General features: G+C 70.0%; 16 protein-coding genes and 1 pseudogene. 11 read left to right on the forward strand and 6 right to left on the reverse strand.

Features of this window, described 5'->3' with window-relative positions:
• Positions 1-26: 26 nt before the first annotated feature.
• From Pmi06nite_RS36490 to Pmi06nite_RS36505, 4 genes are all read left to right on the forward strand, one after another.
• On the forward strand, positions 27-1,403 hold the full coding sequence (locus Pmi06nite_RS36490) for an NtaA/DmoA family FMN-dependent monooxygenase (protein ID WP_203957779.1): 1,377 nt from the start codon (positions 27-29) through the stop codon (positions 1,401-1,403).
• The gene (locus Pmi06nite_RS36495) at positions 1,400-2,485 is read left to right on the forward strand and encodes an LLM class flavin-dependent oxidoreductase (RefSeq protein ID WP_203957780.1); all 1,086 of its coding nucleotides are present in this window, start codon (positions 1,400-1,402) and stop codon (positions 2,483-2,485) included. The genes Pmi06nite_RS36490 and Pmi06nite_RS36495 overlap by 4 nt, the downstream gene beginning before the upstream one ends.
• Positions 2,486-2,488: 3 nt before the next feature.
• The gene (locus tag Pmi06nite_RS36500; protein WP_203957781.1) at positions 2,489-3,604 is read left to right on the forward strand and encodes an LLM class flavin-dependent oxidoreductase; all 1,116 of its coding nucleotides are present in this window, start codon (positions 2,489-2,491) and stop codon (positions 3,602-3,604) included.
• Between the two features lie 481 nt (positions 3,605-4,085).
• A complete protein-coding gene (locus Pmi06nite_RS36505) occupies positions 4,086-4,598 on the forward strand; it encodes a hypothetical protein (protein WP_203957782.1) in 513 nt (170 codons plus the stop codon).
• Positions 4,599-5,020: 422 nt separating this feature from the next.
• Here Pmi06nite_RS36505 and Pmi06nite_RS36510 read toward each other — a convergent pair whose 3' ends face one another.
• Positions 5,021-5,599 carry a TetR/AcrR family transcriptional regulator gene (locus Pmi06nite_RS36510; RefSeq protein ID WP_203957783.1) on the reverse strand — a complete coding sequence of 193 codons (579 nt, stop codon included), beginning with the start codon at positions 5,597-5,599 and terminating at the stop codon, positions 5,021-5,023.
• Between the two features lie 79 nt (positions 5,600-5,678).
• Between Pmi06nite_RS36510 and Pmi06nite_RS36515 the strand changes: the two genes are divergently transcribed.
• Both Pmi06nite_RS36515 and Pmi06nite_RS36520 read left to right on the forward strand, forming a co-directional pair.
• Positions 5,679-6,452 carry an oxidoreductase gene (locus tag Pmi06nite_RS36515; protein ID WP_203957784.1) on the forward strand — a complete coding sequence of 258 codons (774 nt, stop codon included), beginning with the start codon at positions 5,679-5,681 and terminating at the stop codon, positions 6,450-6,452.
• 35 nt (positions 6,453-6,487) lie between these two features.
• On the forward strand, positions 6,488-6,856 hold the full coding sequence (locus Pmi06nite_RS36520) for a VOC family protein (protein WP_203957785.1): 369 nt from the start codon (positions 6,488-6,490) through the stop codon (positions 6,854-6,856).
• A gap of 68 nt (positions 6,857-6,924) precedes the next feature.
• On the opposite strand, the gene Pmi06nite_RS36525 is transcribed toward Pmi06nite_RS36520, so the two are convergent.
• Positions 6,925-9,282: a CehA/McbA family metallohydrolase gene (locus Pmi06nite_RS36525; RefSeq protein WP_203957786.1), complete on the reverse strand. Its 2,358-nt coding sequence runs from the start codon at positions 9,280-9,282 to the stop codon at positions 6,925-6,927.
• Positions 9,283-9,531: 249 nt separating this feature from the next.
• Between Pmi06nite_RS36525 and Pmi06nite_RS36530 the strand changes: the two genes are divergently transcribed.
• Positions 9,532-9,699 carry a hypothetical protein gene (locus tag Pmi06nite_RS36530; protein WP_203957787.1) on the forward strand — a complete coding sequence of 56 codons (168 nt, stop codon included), beginning with the start codon at positions 9,532-9,534 and terminating at the stop codon, positions 9,697-9,699.
• Positions 9,696-10,364: a hypothetical protein gene (locus Pmi06nite_RS36535; RefSeq protein WP_203957788.1), complete on the forward strand. Its 669-nt coding sequence runs from the start codon at positions 9,696-9,698 to the stop codon at positions 10,362-10,364. Before Pmi06nite_RS36530 ends, Pmi06nite_RS36535 begins: the two co-directional genes overlap by 4 nt.
• 57 nt (positions 10,365-10,421) lie before the next feature.
• On the opposite strand, the gene Pmi06nite_RS36540 is transcribed toward Pmi06nite_RS36535, so the two are convergent.
• Positions 10,422-11,588: a hypothetical protein gene (locus tag Pmi06nite_RS36540; protein WP_203957789.1), complete on the reverse strand. Its 1,167-nt coding sequence runs from the start codon at positions 11,586-11,588 to the stop codon at positions 10,422-10,424.
• A complete protein-coding gene (locus Pmi06nite_RS36545; protein ID WP_203957790.1) occupies positions 11,585-11,920 on the reverse strand; it encodes a PadR family transcriptional regulator in 336 nt (111 codons plus the stop codon). The genes Pmi06nite_RS36540 and Pmi06nite_RS36545 overlap by 4 nt, the downstream gene beginning before the upstream one ends.
• A gap of 117 nt (positions 11,921-12,037) precedes the next feature.
• Here Pmi06nite_RS36545 and Pmi06nite_RS36550 point away from each other — a divergent pair, with 117 nt between their 5' ends.
• Entirely contained in the window at positions 12,038-12,172 is a 135-nt protein-coding gene (locus Pmi06nite_RS36550) for an SDR family oxidoreductase (protein WP_203957791.1), read from the forward strand.
• Positions 12,173-12,177: 5 nt separating this feature from the next.
• Here Pmi06nite_RS36550 and Pmi06nite_RS36555 read toward each other — a convergent pair whose 3' ends face one another.
• Complete coding sequence (locus Pmi06nite_RS36555; RefSeq protein WP_203957792.1) at positions 12,178-13,029, reverse strand: helix-turn-helix transcriptional regulator; 852 nt, start codon at positions 13,027-13,029, stop codon at positions 12,178-12,180.
• Between the two features lie 89 nt (positions 13,030-13,118).
• On the opposite strand from Pmi06nite_RS36555, the gene Pmi06nite_RS36560 reads away from it, so the two are divergent.
• Positions 13,119-13,934 carry an SDR family NAD(P)-dependent oxidoreductase gene (locus Pmi06nite_RS36560; protein ID WP_203957793.1) on the forward strand — a complete coding sequence of 272 codons (816 nt, stop codon included), beginning with the start codon at positions 13,119-13,121 and terminating at the stop codon, positions 13,932-13,934.
• A gap of 132 nt (positions 13,935-14,066) precedes the next feature.
• Here Pmi06nite_RS36560 and Pmi06nite_RS36565 read toward each other — a convergent pair whose 3' ends face one another.
• Positions 14,067-14,840, reverse strand: coding sequence for a maleylpyruvate isomerase family mycothiol-dependent enzyme (locus Pmi06nite_RS36565; RefSeq protein ID WP_203957794.1), 774 nt, complete (start codon positions 14,838-14,840; stop codon positions 14,067-14,069).
• A gap of 40 nt (positions 14,841-14,880) precedes the next feature.
• Between Pmi06nite_RS36565 and Pmi06nite_RS43190 the strand changes: the two are divergent.
• Positions 14,881-15,039 (forward strand): annotated as a pseudogene (locus Pmi06nite_RS43190) (transposase); the annotation flags it as partial.
• Positions 15,040-15,099: the final 60 nt, after the last annotated feature.

The raw sequence follows: 15,099 nt of genomic DNA on the forward strand, positions 1-15,099 counted from the left end.
GTCAACGTGGAAGGACCCTCCTGCGCATGAGCAGACCACCCAAGCAGATCCATCTCGCCGCCCACTTCCCCGGCGTCAACAACACGACGGTGTGGAGTGACCCGGAGGCGGGCAGCCACATCGAGTTCAGTTCGTTCGCCCACTTCGCCCGGACGGCCGAGCGCGGGAAGTTCGACTTCCTCTTCCTGGCGGAGGGATTGCGCCTGCGGGAGCAGAACGGCCAGATCTACGACCTGGACGTGGTCGGCCGCCCTGACACCTTCACCGTGCTCGCCGCGCTGGCCGCGGTGACCGAGCGGCTGGGGCTGACCGGGACGATCAACTCCACCTTCAACGAGCCGTACGAGGTCGCCCGGCAGTTCGCGAGCCTCGACCACCTCTCCGATGGCCGGGCGGGTTGGAACGTGGTCACCTCCTGGGACGCGTTCACCGGTGAGAATTTCCGCCGGGGCGGCTTCCTCGCGCAGGAGCACCGCTACCGGAGGGCGAGCAACTTCCTGCGCGCCACCTGGGAACTCTTCGACTCCTGGCACGGCGACGAGATCGTCGCGGACGCTGCTGCCGGGGTGTTCCTCGGCGACCCGGAGGCGGGGTCCTTCGAGCACCACGACGAGGACTTCGACATCGCCGGACGGTTCACCGTCCCCCGCAGCCCGCAGGGACGGCCGGTCATCCTGCAGGCCGGCGATTCCGAGGAGGGCCGGGAGTTCGCCGCCTCGTCGGCCGACGCGATCTTCAGCCGGCACTCCACACTCACCGCCGGGCAGGCCTTCTACGCCGATGTCAAGGGCCGGCTCGCCCGCTACGGCCGGACCCATGACGAGTTGCTCATCCTGCCTGCGGCCACGTTCGTGCTCGGCGACACCGACGCGCAGGCGCAGGAACTCGCCCATGAGGTACGGCTCGCGCAGGTGAGCGGCCAGACCGCGATCAAGTTCCTGGAGCAGCTCTGGAACCGTGATCTCTCCGGCTACGACCCGGACGGTCCCTTGCCGGAGATCGACCCGGTGGCGGGGGAGAACGCCGTCTCCCGCGGCCGGGCGAGCGTGCGGTATCACAAGGATCCGCTCGCCATCGCCCGGGAGTGGCGGGACCTGGCTGCGGCGAAGAACCTCTCCATCCGTGAACTGATCATCGAGGTCACCGGCCGGCAGTCTTTCGTCGGGTCGCCCGCGACGGTGGCCCGGCAGATCAACGACCTGGTCCAGGCCGACGCCGCCGACGGCTTCATCCTCGTCCCGCACGTCACCCCCGGCGGGCTCGACCGGTTCGTCGACGCCGTCGTTCCGCTGCTCCAGGAACGCGGCGTCTACCGCGCCGACTACACCGGCCCGACCCTGCGCCACCACCTGGGCCTGGCCGAGCCGCGGCGGGCCGGCGCGGCCAAGGAGGCCGGCTCGTGAGATTCCTGATGATCACCTTGATCGTGCACGCACCGCATCCGGTGACCGGGGTGCGCAAGTCGACCTACGACCGGTTCCGCGAGGTCGTCGACAACGCCCTGATCGCCGAGGAACTCGGCTTCGACGGCTTCGGGGTGGGGGAGCGGCACGAGCGGCCCTTCATCTCCTCCTCGCCTCCGGTGGTGCTGAGCCACATCGCCGCGCTCACCTCCCGGATCCGGCTCTTCACCGCTGTCACCACGCTGAGCCTGCTCGACCCGGTCCGGGCGTACGAGGACTACGCGACCCTCGACCACCTCTCCGCCGGCCGACTCGAGCTGATCATCGGGAAGGGCAACGGCACCGCCCAGCGGGAGCTTTTCCATGTCACGTCCGAGGACCAGTGGGACCGCAACGCCGAGAGCTACGAGCTGTTCCGCCGGCTCTGGCGGGAGGAGAAGGTCACCGCCACGCCGCGGTTCCGGCCTCGACTCACCGAGGCGGAGGTGTGGCCCCGACCGCTGCAGCAACCGATCAGGGTCTGGCACGGCAGTGCGACCAGCCGGGAATCGGTCGACCTGGCGGCCCGCTACGGCGACCCGCTCTTCTCGGCGAACGTCACCAACGCGATCGAGCCGTACGCGGAACTGGTCCGCCACTACCGCGAGCGGTGGGCGGAGTACGGTCACGACCCGGCCGCCGCCGTGGTCGGAGCCGGCAGCGCCGGCTACTACGCGGACCGCCGGTCGCAGGACGCCGTCGCCGCCTATCGGCCGGTCTTCGAGGGGCAGCTCGCCTTCCAGCGACGACTTGGGCTCGAGCCGGTCTTTCCCACCCTGGAGGACTTCGTCGAGCGCAGCTCCGCCCTGATCGGCAGCCCGCAGCAGATCATCGAGAAGGTCCACCGCTACCACGAGCAGTTCGGCCACAGCGTCATGCACCTGCATGCCGACGCCGGCGGTCTGACCGATGCCCAGCACCGCGACTCACTGGAGCTGTTCCAGTCCGACATCGCGCCTGTGCTGCGCCGGGAGATACCGGACCCGCCCTGGGGGTGGGGACCGGTCACTCCGGAGCCCGTTTCCGCCATTCCAGAAGGGTGACAGATGGCCACCATCCCACTGGCCGTGCTCGACCTGGTCCCGATCTCCTCGGGATCGACCGCCGCCCAGGCCCTGCGCAACAGCATCGATCTGGCGCGGCAAGCCGAACGCTTCGGCTACGCCCGTTACTGGTTCGCCGAGCACCACCTCAACCCGGGGGTCGCCGGGACATCGCCCGCCGTGCTGCTGGCGCTGACCGCGTCGGCGACCTCGACGATCCGGATCGGATCCGGCGCGGTGCAAATGGGCCACCGTACGGCGCTGTCGACGGTCGAGGAGTTCGGGCTGATCGACGCCCTGCACCCGGGGCGCCTGGACCTCGGCCTCGGCCGGTCAGGTGGGCGGCCGACCGAGCCGACCCGGGAACCGGTGCTGGTGGCCGACGGCCGGGCGCCGAACGGGTTGCTGATCCCGCCGAAGTTCTCCTTCGCCCACCTGCTCGCCTCGCCGCGCTTCGCGCTGCAGAAGACGCTCCTGCAACTGCCCGGCGCGCATTCCCAGAACTACACCGAACAGGTCGGCGACATTCTCGACCTGTTGCACGGCACCTACCGGTCCCCGGAGGGGGAGGAGGCGCACGTGGTCCCGGGTGAGGGCGCGCAGATGCAGATCTGGATCCTGGGCAGCAGCGGCGGCGAGAGTGCGAACGTCGCCGGTGCGAACGGCCTGCGGTTCGCCGCCAACTACCACGTCAGCCCCGGCAGCGTGCTGGAGGCGGCCGAGGGCTACCGGGCCGCGTTCCGCCCGTCCGCGGAGCTGGACCGGCCCTATGTCAGCGTCTCCGCCGACGTCGTCGTCGCCGAGACCGAGGCCGCCGCCCGCGAACTCGCCACGGGCTACGGGCCGTGGGTGCGCAGCATCCGGACCGCCGAAGGGGCCATCCCGTTCCCGACCCCCGCAGAGGCCCGTGCCCTGCCGTGGAGCGCCGCCGACCGTGAACTGGTCGCCGACCGCGTCGACACCCAGTTCGTCGGGACCGCGGGGCAGGTCGCCGACCAGCTCGAACGGCTGAGAGAGGCGTCCGGCGCCGACGAGCTGATCATCACCACCATCACCCATGATCATGAGGACAGGGTGCGCTCCTATCGGCTGCTCGCGGACGAATGGCGCCGACGGTGAGATGCCCGGATGGCCTCTCCGGTTCCCCGCCGCCGCGCACCATGCCACACCGTTCGACCCCGAGGCCTTCCGATCGCCACACGCACGTCATCGGTTCGGGACGGGAGATGTCGCCGGCCAGGATCGGTGGCCGGACATGCCGCATACCGAGACTTTTCTGAAATCCGTATTTTTCGGGTGTCTTGCGATCTCGCTCATTGAATGCTGAGGCCTGCTCGGTCTGACACAAAGCACGAACGAGGAGAACGCGGCCATGGCGTGTGCTGACAACGGACAAGGAAGAGCGAACCTCGCCTGGGGATCTCTCGCTGTCGTCCTCACCCTTGTTCTCTGCTCCTGCTCATCGGGAGCGGACCGCGCGTCGCCGAGCACGGGGACGTCCCCGACGGCCATCGCTGAGACCACGACTGCGGCAACCGACGAGCCCACAGCGCCGGCAACGGAGGAGGCGGCGACGGAGACGCCTGAAATCGAGGAGACCGTGGACCAGCCTCAGGAGAAGAGCCTGGTCGGCGGCAGCTACGAGGTGACGATCAAGGGCACCACCGGATGGGCGGACTTCCAGCGCGCCGGCACGGTGCGCATTCTCGACACGATCTCCGAGGTGGGGACGACCAACGAGGTCAACGTCGTGGATCTCTGCCTGATCTCGGGCTTCCCGGGAGCCCAACCGGAAGCGGGCGCCATCTGGTTCAGCAGCAATTCCGGCTGCGATCCGGGGGCCTCCGCCGCCAACATCGACCTGGCGTACGTTGAGGTGGACGGCCAGACGGTCACCGTCCGGCCGGACGAACTGGTGGCCGCCACGCTCGGGAACAACTTCACCGCCGGCTCCGGCCTGGCGGCCGGAATCTACGCACCGGTGTCCGGGCAGATGTCCATCACGGTCGATGAGGGCGGCAACCTCACGGGCTCCGTCGACATCATGGGGTACGGCGGCGCCGGATTCGGCCAAATCCGTTACCAGGCGGAGATCAGCGGCAACCGCGTCTGACTTACTTAGTGGGCGGCACGCTCCGCGGCCTCGTGCCACCATCGAGGTGGAGAAGGCCCGACGATCTTCGACGTGGGCTGATCAGGATGGAGACCGACCCGTCGGAGGGCCTCGGGGTGAATCCGGACGCTGAACCAGCCGTGCCACTGGCCGTCAGCCGCGGGGCCGCAGGCCAGGTCCACGCGTATCTCATCGATCTCGAACGGCATCCAGTCGATTCCCCGGTCACGCAGTCAAGCGCGCGCTGATGCCATCGGCTGCGGGCAGCCGTGTGTGTTCTCGTAGGCGGCAATCAACATCCACTCAGAACTCTGAGTACTCACGGCATCCATGATGCCCGACTTCGGAGGCAAGGGGCTTGTTCGCACGGGCATGGGGAGACACGATCTCCCGCCGAGGCGTCACGCCGAATCCGCATCGGCTCAGCCTGCGTTCTGTGCGCCGAAACGCAGGCCGTCGAAGAGGATCGCGGTGATGCGCACGGCTTCGTCCTGCCAGCCCTCTGTGGCGTGCATCCCGCAGATGCCTCCCAGCGCACGCAGCAGTGTGCGTCCGCCGACGCCGCCACGGATGGTGCCGGCTGCTGTGCCCGCTTTGAGCAGCTGATCGAGAGCCTGTGCCATCTGCGTGCGGGCGTCATCGAAGATCGGTGAATCCGTCGCCATGATGCTCTCCAGCGCGACGGCCATTCCCTTGCCCACGGCCGCGTGCTCCACGAGCAGCAGCAGGAAGCGCCGCAACGCCTCGTCCGGGGCATGCCGGTCAAGGAGCTCCGCGGGTGCGGCGCACAACTCGTCGACCTCCTGGCGGTAGACCTCCTCGACGAGGGCTTCGCGTGTCTCGAAGTGGCGATAGAGCGTCCCGACCGCCACTCCGGCTCGCCGGGCGATCTCCTCTACGTGGGCGTCGGCCTCGCCGGTGAGGAACGCCTCCCGCGCCGCGGCCAGGAGCGCCTCGCGGTTGCGCCGCGCGTCGGCGCGCAGCGGACGTGATGACGGCAACAGTGCCTCCATAAGATGAGTCCGGTTCAGCTTATGTATAGTTTCCGGAGTCAGGTTCACTTTACTGAAGGAGCACTCCATGACGTTCCCGGAAGAGGGGCTCCGCGGCCTTCGTGTGCTGGTCACCGGTGGCAGCCGCGGCCTGGGTGAGGCGACTGCCCGTCGATTCGCCGCTGCGGGCGCGACGGTGCTGACCGCCTCGCGCAGCGCGCCTCCGGCGGATCTGCCGGCCACCTTCATCCCTGCGGACCTTGCGACGGATCAAGGAGTAGACGAGCTCGGCCGACGGGTCATCGACAGCGTGGGTGGGGTGGATGTCCTGGTCAACAACGCGGGCGCCGCGAGTGCCCCGGTGCCGACGCTGAAGCGGTCCGACGAGTCGTGGCGTGCGGACCTGGAGATGAACCTGCTCAGTGCCGTCCGGCTCGACCGGGCCCTGGTTCCGGGGATGGTTGAGCGGGGTTCCGGCGTGGTCGTGCACGTCTCGTCGATTGCGAGTCGTCTGCCGCAGCGCACCGAGGCGTCCTACGCGGCGGCGAAGGCGGCGCTCAATGCCTACAGCCGCGAGCTGGCGACCGAGGTGGGCGAGCACGGGGTGCGCGTGGTGTGCGTCCTGCCCGGCTTCGTGGTCACCAAGGGCGCCGTCGAGCACCTCCAGCGGATCGCCGATCGGCAGGGTGTCGGCGTGGAGGAGGTACAGCAGCAGGTCGTGGATCACCTGAAGGTGCCGATGGGCCGGCCCGGCGATCCCGAGGACGTGGCAGAGATGATCGCGTTCCTCGCGTCCGGCCGCGCGAAGTGGCTCACGGGAGCCGAGTTCCGGGTCGACGGCGGCATCATCCCGGTGGTGTAGGCCGAGACCAAGCAGAGGGCGGACGGAGAACAAGCATGAACATCAACCTCAGCGCAGTGATCATCGACGCTGCCGAGCTGGAGCCCGAGAGTGCGTTCTGGCACCGGCTGCTGGGCGGCTCGATCACCAAGACCGCAACTCACCACTTCCTCCGGATCGACGGTTTCCCGACGTTCGTGATCCAGCTGGCTCCGGGGCATGTCCCCCCGAAGTGGCCAGAAGGCGACTCGCAGCAGATGCACGTCGATCTGACGACGGACGCCCTCGCGGACGCGGACAGGTTGGCGCTCGAGGCAGGTGCACGTCGGCTGCGGCCCACTGACGATGTCGACCCCGAATCGCAGAAAGGCGGCCGGGTCTACGCCACCCCGGCCGGACACCCCTTCTGCCTCAGGTCGGCCTGAGCCACGCCGAGCGCACGAAGGCCCCGGTCATCGGACCGGGGCCTTCAGTCTCGACCGAGATCGACGGATCAGCGGACGTAGACGGGCGAGGTCATCGCGACCATCGCCGCGTCGTACGGGCACAGGTTCACGCCGACATCGATCGGTCCGCACAGCGGGGTCTGCTCGAGCAGGTCGTTGCCGAGGCGCAACTCGGCACGCACCCAGCCCGGCTGGGCCGGGGCGGTGAACTCGATCGCCCCAGCGCGCGTGAGGTGCTGGTCGAGCAGCTTCTGGCCGTTGGCGATGACGCGCAGCGAGCCGTCGGTGAGCGAGTCGAGCGACCGCACACGCAGCGTCTCGCCCGGGCGGACGTCGTCGCCGATGACGGGCACGAAGCTCGTGCCGCGCTTGGCCTCGATCACGAGCGGGCGCCCGCCGACGGACGGCGGCAGCGCGGACACGCTGGTGCGGCCGGCGCGCAGCGCCTCGAGCACGGCGCCCGTCGAGTGGTTGCGCGCGAGCACCCAGGTGGTGGGATAGCCGGCGCCCTGCGGCTGCCCGTACTGCGTCTTGGCCTCGCTGCCGCCGGTCAGCGCGACGCGTTCGCCGCGCTGCAGCCAGCAGTCGAGGTAGTCCTCGGCGGTGCGGATGCTCGAGCCCGGGTTCCAGACCTCGATCGTGTCCGGCCGCACGTCGAACCCGTATCCCCAGGTGAGCGTCGAAGCGTCGCAGCCGGCGAACGGCTTGGTGATCTTAGAGCCTGGGTGGTCGATCTGGAAGACGCCGCCCTTCGCGCGCACTTCGTTCGCGAGCCCGTTGATCGCGGCGGCGGAACCGTCGCCGTTGTTGAGCAGCCGGTTCATGCCGAGCACGTGGGCAGACCCGTTGACGCGGTCCTCGTAGCCGGGGATCGCGAGCACGCCGTGGCCGCCGGAGTCCCGCGCGCCCGCCGAGCGGACGTCGTCGTCGTCGGTGACCGCGAGGTAGTCGAGCCCGCGGCTGCCCGCCTCGGCGAAGCGCGAGCGGACGTCGACGCCCTGACGGAACGGGTCGGCCTCGCTCGCCTTGTCGGTCCCGGCGCAGTAGACGTCGCTGGAGAAGCAGCTGTGGACGTTCAGGTCGCCCGCCAGCCAGCGGCCGTCCTTGGTGCTCAGATCGCCCTCGGGCGCGTTCGGCGCGCCCGCCTGCTTGTGATCGTTGACCCAGATCGGGCTGGAGTACGCGACCGGACGCCCGTCGCGGCGGACCCGGAGGAAGTACCAGCTGTCGTCGGCCGCCTTCAGCGAGGCGTCGAGCTGGTCACCGGTCGCGCCGGCGACCACCTGGCCGCCGTTGCTGACAAGCTCCAACTGCAGCGGCGTGCTCGAGCCGCGGACGTGCGCGTCGATGGCCAGCGGGCGCTTGCCGTCGGTCTGGATCCGCTCGCCCATGCCGTGCCCGTCGACCGTGAAGTCCAGTCGCAGCGCGTTGTCGAGCACCGCGTAGAAGCGGCGGTCGGCCATCGCGCTCTTGATGTCCTTCTCGGTGTTGGCCTTGGCCACGACGACGGTCTTGGCGTACTGCGAGCCGCCCCAGTCGTCCGTGCGGTCGTGTCCCTTGTCCTCGGCGCCGATCGCGCCGACGTGCCAGCCCTTGTCGAGCGCGTGGGCGTACCAGCCCTCGGGCGGGGCGTTGTGCCCGGGCGCCGAGCCGAAGTCGCTGCCGCCGTTGAAGACCTCGATGCCGACCATCTGGTCGTCGGCCTTCGGGAAGTACTTGAAGTCCTCCCAACCGAAGCCGAGGTCGCTGCGGACGTCACACTTCAGCGGGCCGCACAGCGTCTTGTCGCCGGGGTGGTTGAACACCGCCAGGCCGTCCTTGCCGGTGGTCGTCAGCCAGTCGTAGAAGCGATCCATCGCGATGGTGCCGCCGTCGATCTCGGGCATCGAGTTCTTACTCGAGAAGTAGACGTTGATGTGGCCCATGCGGTCCGAGGTCCACTCGAAGCCGCGGAAGCCGACGAAGTCCTTCGCGGGGTCGGTCGCGGCCTTGGCCTGCTCGAGCGTCGCGTCCCACTTGCGCAGCGCGTCGAGCGGGTTGACGGGATCGGCGTTCTGGCAGCTCGGCGCGACCCGCGGGTCCAGGCACTCCTCGTTGAAGACGAGCGGGGAGTTGACGTTCGAGGTGTGCTCGCTCGAACCGACGAAGTTCAGGTCGTGCTTGTCACGCCCAGACGCGAAGTAGTCGGCGGGCCGGGAGCCGGGCCATCCGTCGGAGTAGCCGCTGTGCTCGTGCAGCGCGCCGATGAGCTCGCGGGGCGCACCGGTGTGGGTTGTCGTGACGACCGCGGCCTTCTCGGTCTGAGCGTTGCCTGCCGCATCGGAGGTTGCGAGCGCGGGGCTCGTGGCGCCTATGAGGACGAGCGCGCCCGCGGCGGCGGTAGCGAACAGTGCGCGGATGCGCATGTACTTTCTCCGTCTGTTGGGTAGGGACGTCCTGCCTCGGAGAGAGAGGCGGACGCGTTCCACCCTTCACGCAGGCGATGGCCCCCGGATGACCTGGGCCTGAACGTCGGATGAGGCTTGATCTCGCGGAGTCGCGCCGGTGCGGCGGCCGACTCTGCATGATCAAGAAGCTCCGGAGCGTGGAGCCGGACACCACGCGCTCGCTTACCGATACGCAAGTGAGGCCGCGTGGATGGAGGAGTGGCGGCCATGATGGACATCGACTCGGCCGTTGTGAAGTTCTTCGACGGGGCCGACCGCTGCTTCTCAGCCCGGGCCGACGTACGGGCCGCGGTGGCGCGGCTCGCCGCGACCCCGGGCGACGCGCGTGACGCGCTGTTCCGTCTCGCAGTCGATTTCGAGGAGAGACACGAGTGATCCCCACGCCGCTGCCCACCGTGACAGTAACCGCGACCGCCACGGTCACCGTCGCCCCCGCACCTCCGTCTGAATCCGTCGACCTCGGGTGGATCAGCGAACAGTTGCAGGGCTGGGGCTCCCTGGTCGCGGCCCTCGTGGCGGTGGCGGCGCTCATCGTCACGGTCAAGACCGCGAATCGCGACCGAATACAAGGCGAACAGGAGCGGCAGGAGGACCGGGCCGAAGCTGATCGGCGCCTGACGGACGAACGCCGAGCCTCGGGAGCACTCCTGGAAAGGCAGCTCGAGCGGCAGCGTCAACGGGACCGCCGCGACTTCCTCATCGAGCAGCTTCAGCGGGCAGGGGACGCCTGGAGCGACTACACGGCGTTGTCGGCCATGCCTCAGCAGCGGGTCGCCGTCCAGCGGATCCAGGCGATATTGCCGGTCCTCCCCGTCGGCTTCGCCTCGCTGCTCAAGGTCCGCTTCCCCGCCTCGTCCTTGGACGACCCCCAAGCGGGGGCGGAAGCGGAGCGAAGGGCGAAGGCCGCTGGGCTTCCGTTGAAGGCGGCCGGAAGTACGGAGATCTTCGAAGAACTCGCGGACAACATCAGAGAGCTTCTCGGCGAGGAGCCGCGGGTGGCGATCGACGACGACAAGAGCCCGGCGGGACCCGAGTCATGACCTCCACCCCCATGCCCATCACCGCAGTCGTACGGGGGGCCAGGCACCAGTGTGGCGTCAGGGCTGACCACCAGCTGTGATGCTGCCGCGACGGAGACCTCGCCCCGTGCTGACCAGGGTGAGCATCCCCGTCATCGTGGTGGCGAGGGCGGCGACGACGGCCGCCTCCACGTGCCCGGTCGGCGCGGCCACGAGAACCAGGCACGCACAGGTGATCGTCGCGGTGCGCAGGACGCGGGTGCTCCGCCGGGCGGCACCGCGGATCAGCGAGCCGAGCACACCTGCGAGTAGGCAGCCCCAGATCAGGGCGACCACGTACTCGTCTCCGGCTTCCAGCCTGGACAAGGCACTGCGGACGTCGGGCGGCCCCGCGTTGAGCGGAACCAGACTCGGCATCTGGTCGGGGAAGAGCAGGAAGGCTCCATAACCCAGCACCGCGACCACGCCGGCGCAGACGGCTCCCGCGCACACCAGGGCCACGACGCTCTGAAGGGCGTCACGCGTACGGCGGGTGACCACGACCATCGCCGCCGCAGGCGCCGCCACGACGATCGCGATCAGCCAGATCCCCTGTCCCGGCAGGTGCTCCGCGAGCGGCGGCAGAGCACGTTCGAAAGGCATGAGCATGAAGCACGCCGGCCCCGCGACCAGACCGGCGACGATGCCGGACATCAGGGTGACGGCACTCGCCGTGGACGCGTGTGCGGTCACCGCCAGCGTCACCACGAGGTACAGCACGAGCGTGATCATGCCCGGCAGCAGGCCGTCGCCGGATCCCAGCGGTTGGGGACCACGATGGTCCAGGAAGGCCACCAGAAGGTACGCGCACGCGACCGCGAAGCCGGCCGTCCGCACCACCCGGGCGGCTCTGGAAGGCCGTACCGGACCCAGCAGCCCGGGCCGGCCTCCTCGCCAGGCCAGCGCCACCACGACCGACAGCAGGCCGGCCAACTCCAGACGGGCTGCGGGATGCGTGACACCTCCCGCCAGCAGGAGCGCCAATGCGCCGACCGCGCCCGCGGAAACGGCCAGGCGGCGCAGCGTCGCCGGCTGCGCCGCCGCCGCCCGGACGCAGCCCAGTGCGAAGGCGAGCCGCGCCGCACGCCCTTCCAGGTGCGCGAGTTCGGCCCGCATGGCCAGTCCCCAGTCGGACCGGGCGGCAGGCAGGAGCCATGACGCGAAGGCGAGGAGCCGCCTCGCCGCGTCGTCTCTGGGGCGGCTCACCAGGCACCGCGCAAGGAACGCCGTGTGCCGGGCCTGTCCCGCTCAGCGGCCGACTCCTCGACGGCCGGTGCCGCCACCTCGGTGGCCGCCGCCAGCCCCGTGCCGGTGAGCCGGTACAGGTGCCGGGGAGGGCGACCCGCCACCGGGACACTCTCCCACGACGATTCCAGCAGCCCGCGATCGGCCAACCGCATCAGGATCGGATACAACGAACCGGCCTTGAGCCCCACCTCCCGTCCGAGCTCGTAGCCGTAACGCCATTCGGAAGGGTCCGCCGCCAGCGCGCGGAGCACCCCTTCCGCCTGAGGAGAGAGACGCCTTGTCCGAGTCACACCAAAGACTCTATCTATATAGAGTTATCAGGTAAACCCGTCGCACCGAACCAGGTCATCGCCGGTCGATCGAGCCCCTACGCGAGCATCCCGCCGTCCACGACGATCTCGGTTCCGATGACGAAGGCGCGCCAGCCGACTCGCGGCGTCCCCGCCGACGTCGCCAACGCCGTCGCCTTCTTCGCCGCCGAGGAGTCCGGGTACGTCACCGGGCAGGTCCTCTACATCGACGGGGGACACGGTTTGGTCTGAACGGCTCAGCCGGGCACGTCCATGCGCTGCGTGCCGACGACCGACAGCAGCCGCAGCGCCTCCTCGGACGGTGAGCCGGGGGCGGCCGTGTAGATCACGACCCGCTGGTCCCGGTCGGTGATGTCGAGGACGTCGCAGTTGACGGTGATCGGGCCGAGCAGAGGATGCTGGAAAGTCTTGCACAGGGTGAGTTCGGTGCTCACATCGTGGGAGGCCCACAGGCGGGCGAACTCCTCGCTGCCGGCGAGGAGCTCACTCACCAGCTCGGCCACCTCGGGATCGCCGGGGTAACGGGCGGCCGCGGCGCGCAGGTCCTGGGCCGCGCTGCGGGCGAACCCGTCCAAGTCCGACACCCCGTACAGCCGCCGCCCCTGCGGGTGCGGGCCGAGGAAGACGCGGCGCACAAGATTGCGGTCGCGCCGCGACAGGGCGGAGAAGTCCTCCATGAGGGCGGCCGCCAGATCATTCCAGGCGATCACCTCGTGGGTCGCGGACGTCACGATCGCGGCGGCCTGCGGCAACCGGTACAGCAGGTCAAGGATGCTCTGCCGCACCTCGCGCGAGGGCCCGGGCGCAGGTCCCGGCGGTGCGCCGGCGAGGTGGTGGAGGTGGTCGCGCTCGGTGTCCGACAGGCGCAGGGCCCGGGCCAGACCGGCCAGCACCTCCCGCGACGGGCGCGGGCCGCGGGCCTGCTCCAGCCGCGTGTAGTACTCGGTCGAGATGAACGCCAGCTGCGCCGCCTCCTCGCGGCGCAGCCCCGGGGTACGACGGCGCGGACCGGAAGGCAGCCCCACGTCGGCGGGGGTGATCCGCTCGCGCCTGCTGCGCAGGAAGGCCGCCAATTCTCGTCTGTCCACAACCCCAGTATGCGCAGGTGGTCGCGGAGCCTATCCAGGTACCGCCGGTGCCTGGATCCACTCCGCGGACTGTCGGCAGGCTCGCTGCCATGGACAACACACCCACCACCGACACATTCACCACCGACACATCCACCCCCGCCGCCCTGGGCCTGCTGGCCGGCAAGGTCGCCTTCGTCACCGGTGCCGGTCGCGGTATCGGCGCCGCTGCGGCGCGGCTGTTCGCCCGGGAGGGCGCCCGGGTGCTGCTCGCGGCCCGGACTGAGGCCCAACTGAAGGCGGTCACCGTGGAGGTCCGGGCAGCGGGCGGCATCGCCGACTACGTGGTGTGCGATCTCTCCGACGCGGCCAGCGTGCGCGCCGCCGTCGACCGGGCCGTCGACCTGTACGGCCGGCTCGACGTCGCCTTCAACAACGGCGCGACGATCGTGCCGCCCGGACCGATGGACCAGGTGCGGGAGGCCGACTTCGACCACATCTATACCGTGAACCTCCGGGGCCCGTGGCTGGCCATGGTCGCCGAGATCGCCGCCATCCGGGCTACCGCCGGCACGGGGGCCATCGTCAACAACTCCAGCGTCGGCAGCCTGATGGGCAATCCCGAACTGCCCGCCTACGGTGCGATGAAGCGGGCGGTCAACAGCCTCACCGAGTCGGCTGCCGTCACCTACGGCCCGGAAGGCATCCGCGTCAACGCGATCGCCCCCGGCACCACGCTGACCGAGATGATCCGTACGTGGGAAGCGGATTCGCCCGGTCTCGTCGAGCGGCTCGAGGCGCATACCCCGCTGCGCCGCGCGGCCGACCCCGACGAAATCGCCCAGGCCGCCGCCTGGCTCCTCAGCGACCGCTCCTCCTACGTGACCGGCACGGTCCTCCGAGTCGACGGCGGCGCGAGGGCCTGAGCCGGGAACGCCGCCGCGGCATGGCGACGGGAAAAGGCGGGGCCGTGGGGCCTTACGCGGCTTGCACCGACTCACTAGGGGCTGTCCTGGCGATCATGAGCGGAGCCAGATGACGAGTGCCAAGTGCGCGTTTTACGCGTTCGGGTCCCAGTCTGCGAGCTGCTCCATCGGCTCGGTGTCGCCGGTGGTCTCCAGGCCGTCGAGCGGGACGCGCTCATAGAAGTAGAGGACCAGTTCGCTCGCTGCGCCTCGCATCGCCATGTCGCCCGGCTCCGCGTCGGCGGCGAGGTCGTCGCAGCGGACGCCGTCGGCGTTGAGGGTCAGGCGCCAGGAGCGGCCCTCGGTCGTGTGCAGGTCGATGGTCGCCGGCTTGAACGGCCAGGGGACGGTCGTCGTCGAGACGGTCGTCAGGAACTCGTCGACGCCCTCGACCGCGACGTCTGTCGGCAGCGGCTGTGCGGCGCCCTGGGTGAGCTGGGCGTCGTAGGTGTGGATGGCGATCTCCTGGATCTGGTGCCGGGCCACGGCTCCGCTGGTCTCCGGGGCCTGCGAGCGGCCCCACCAGGTCCAGCAGCCGCGGTCCGGGCCTGCCTCGCGCATCGCGTCGAGCATGAGCTCGGTCGACTCGGCGAGCCAGGCGTCCAGGGCTTCGTGGTCGCGGGGCGCGGTCGGGGCGCCCTTCGGGTCCGTCTTCGCCGGGGGCTCAGCGCCCGGGCCCGCCGCGACGATGGCGGCCTGGCGGCGGCGGCCGTCGCCGAGGTGCTGCGCCAGTTCGCGCAGCGTCCAGGCCGGGCAGGTCGGGACCTGGACGTCAAGGTCGGGGGCGGACGCGATCGCGGCGCGGAACGCGGCCGAGCGGTCTTCGATTAGCCGCAGGACCTCGGGGAACTCCAAGATGTTTTGCACGTCGGTTGTGTATCACGGCGTTCCGGCCGCCGGGTAGCGAATTTGTCGGACGAACGCGTCGACGGCCGGGCATAGGGGTGAGCTGACGGATGCTCAGTGGGAGCGGCTTGCGCCGCTCCTCCCGGTGAGCAACGGGCGGTGTGGCCGGTGGCGGGATCACCGCCAGGTGATGAACGGGGTGCTGTACCGGATCCGCACGCGGCTGGTGCCCGACACTCGCCGCCCCCGCGCGTCGAAGGGGGCTCCTCCCAGGCAGTCA

This window comes from Planotetraspora mira (assembly GCF_016863275.1).
GTDB classification, from domain to species: Bacteria; Actinomycetota; Actinomycetes; order Streptosporangiales; family Streptosporangiaceae; genus Planotetraspora; species Planotetraspora mira.

Excerpts from the sequence above, each read along its gene's own strand:
- Pmi06nite_RS36490 (WP_203957779.1), top strand. The coding sequence starts at position 27 with ATGAGCAGACCACCCAAGCAGATCCATCTCGCCGCCCACTTCCCCGGC.
- Pmi06nite_RS36500 (WP_203957781.1), top strand. The coding sequence starts at position 2,489 with ATGGCCACCATCCCACTGGCCGTGCTCGACCTGGTCCCGATCTCCTCG.
- Pmi06nite_RS36515 (WP_203957784.1), top strand. The coding sequence starts at position 5,679 with ATGACGTTCCCGGAAGAGGGGCTCCGCGGCCTTCGTGTGCTGGTCACC.
- Pmi06nite_RS36520 (WP_203957785.1), top strand. The coding sequence starts at position 6,488 with ATGAACATCAACCTCAGCGCAGTGATCATCGACGCTGCCGAGCTGGAG.
- Pmi06nite_RS36525 (WP_203957786.1), bottom strand. The coding sequence starts at position 9,282 with ATGCGCATCCGCGCACTGTTCGCTACCGCCGCCGCGGGCGCGCTCGTC.
- Pmi06nite_RS36530 (WP_203957787.1), top strand. The coding sequence starts at position 9,532 with ATGATGGACATCGACTCGGCCGTTGTGAAGTTCTTCGACGGGGCCGAC.
- Pmi06nite_RS36550 (WP_203957791.1), top strand. The coding sequence starts at position 12,038 with ATGACGAAGGCGCGCCAGCCGACTCGCGGCGTCCCCGCCGACGTCGCC.
- Pmi06nite_RS36560 (WP_203957793.1), top strand. The coding sequence starts at position 13,119 with ATGGACAACACACCCACCACCGACACATTCACCACCGACACATCCACC.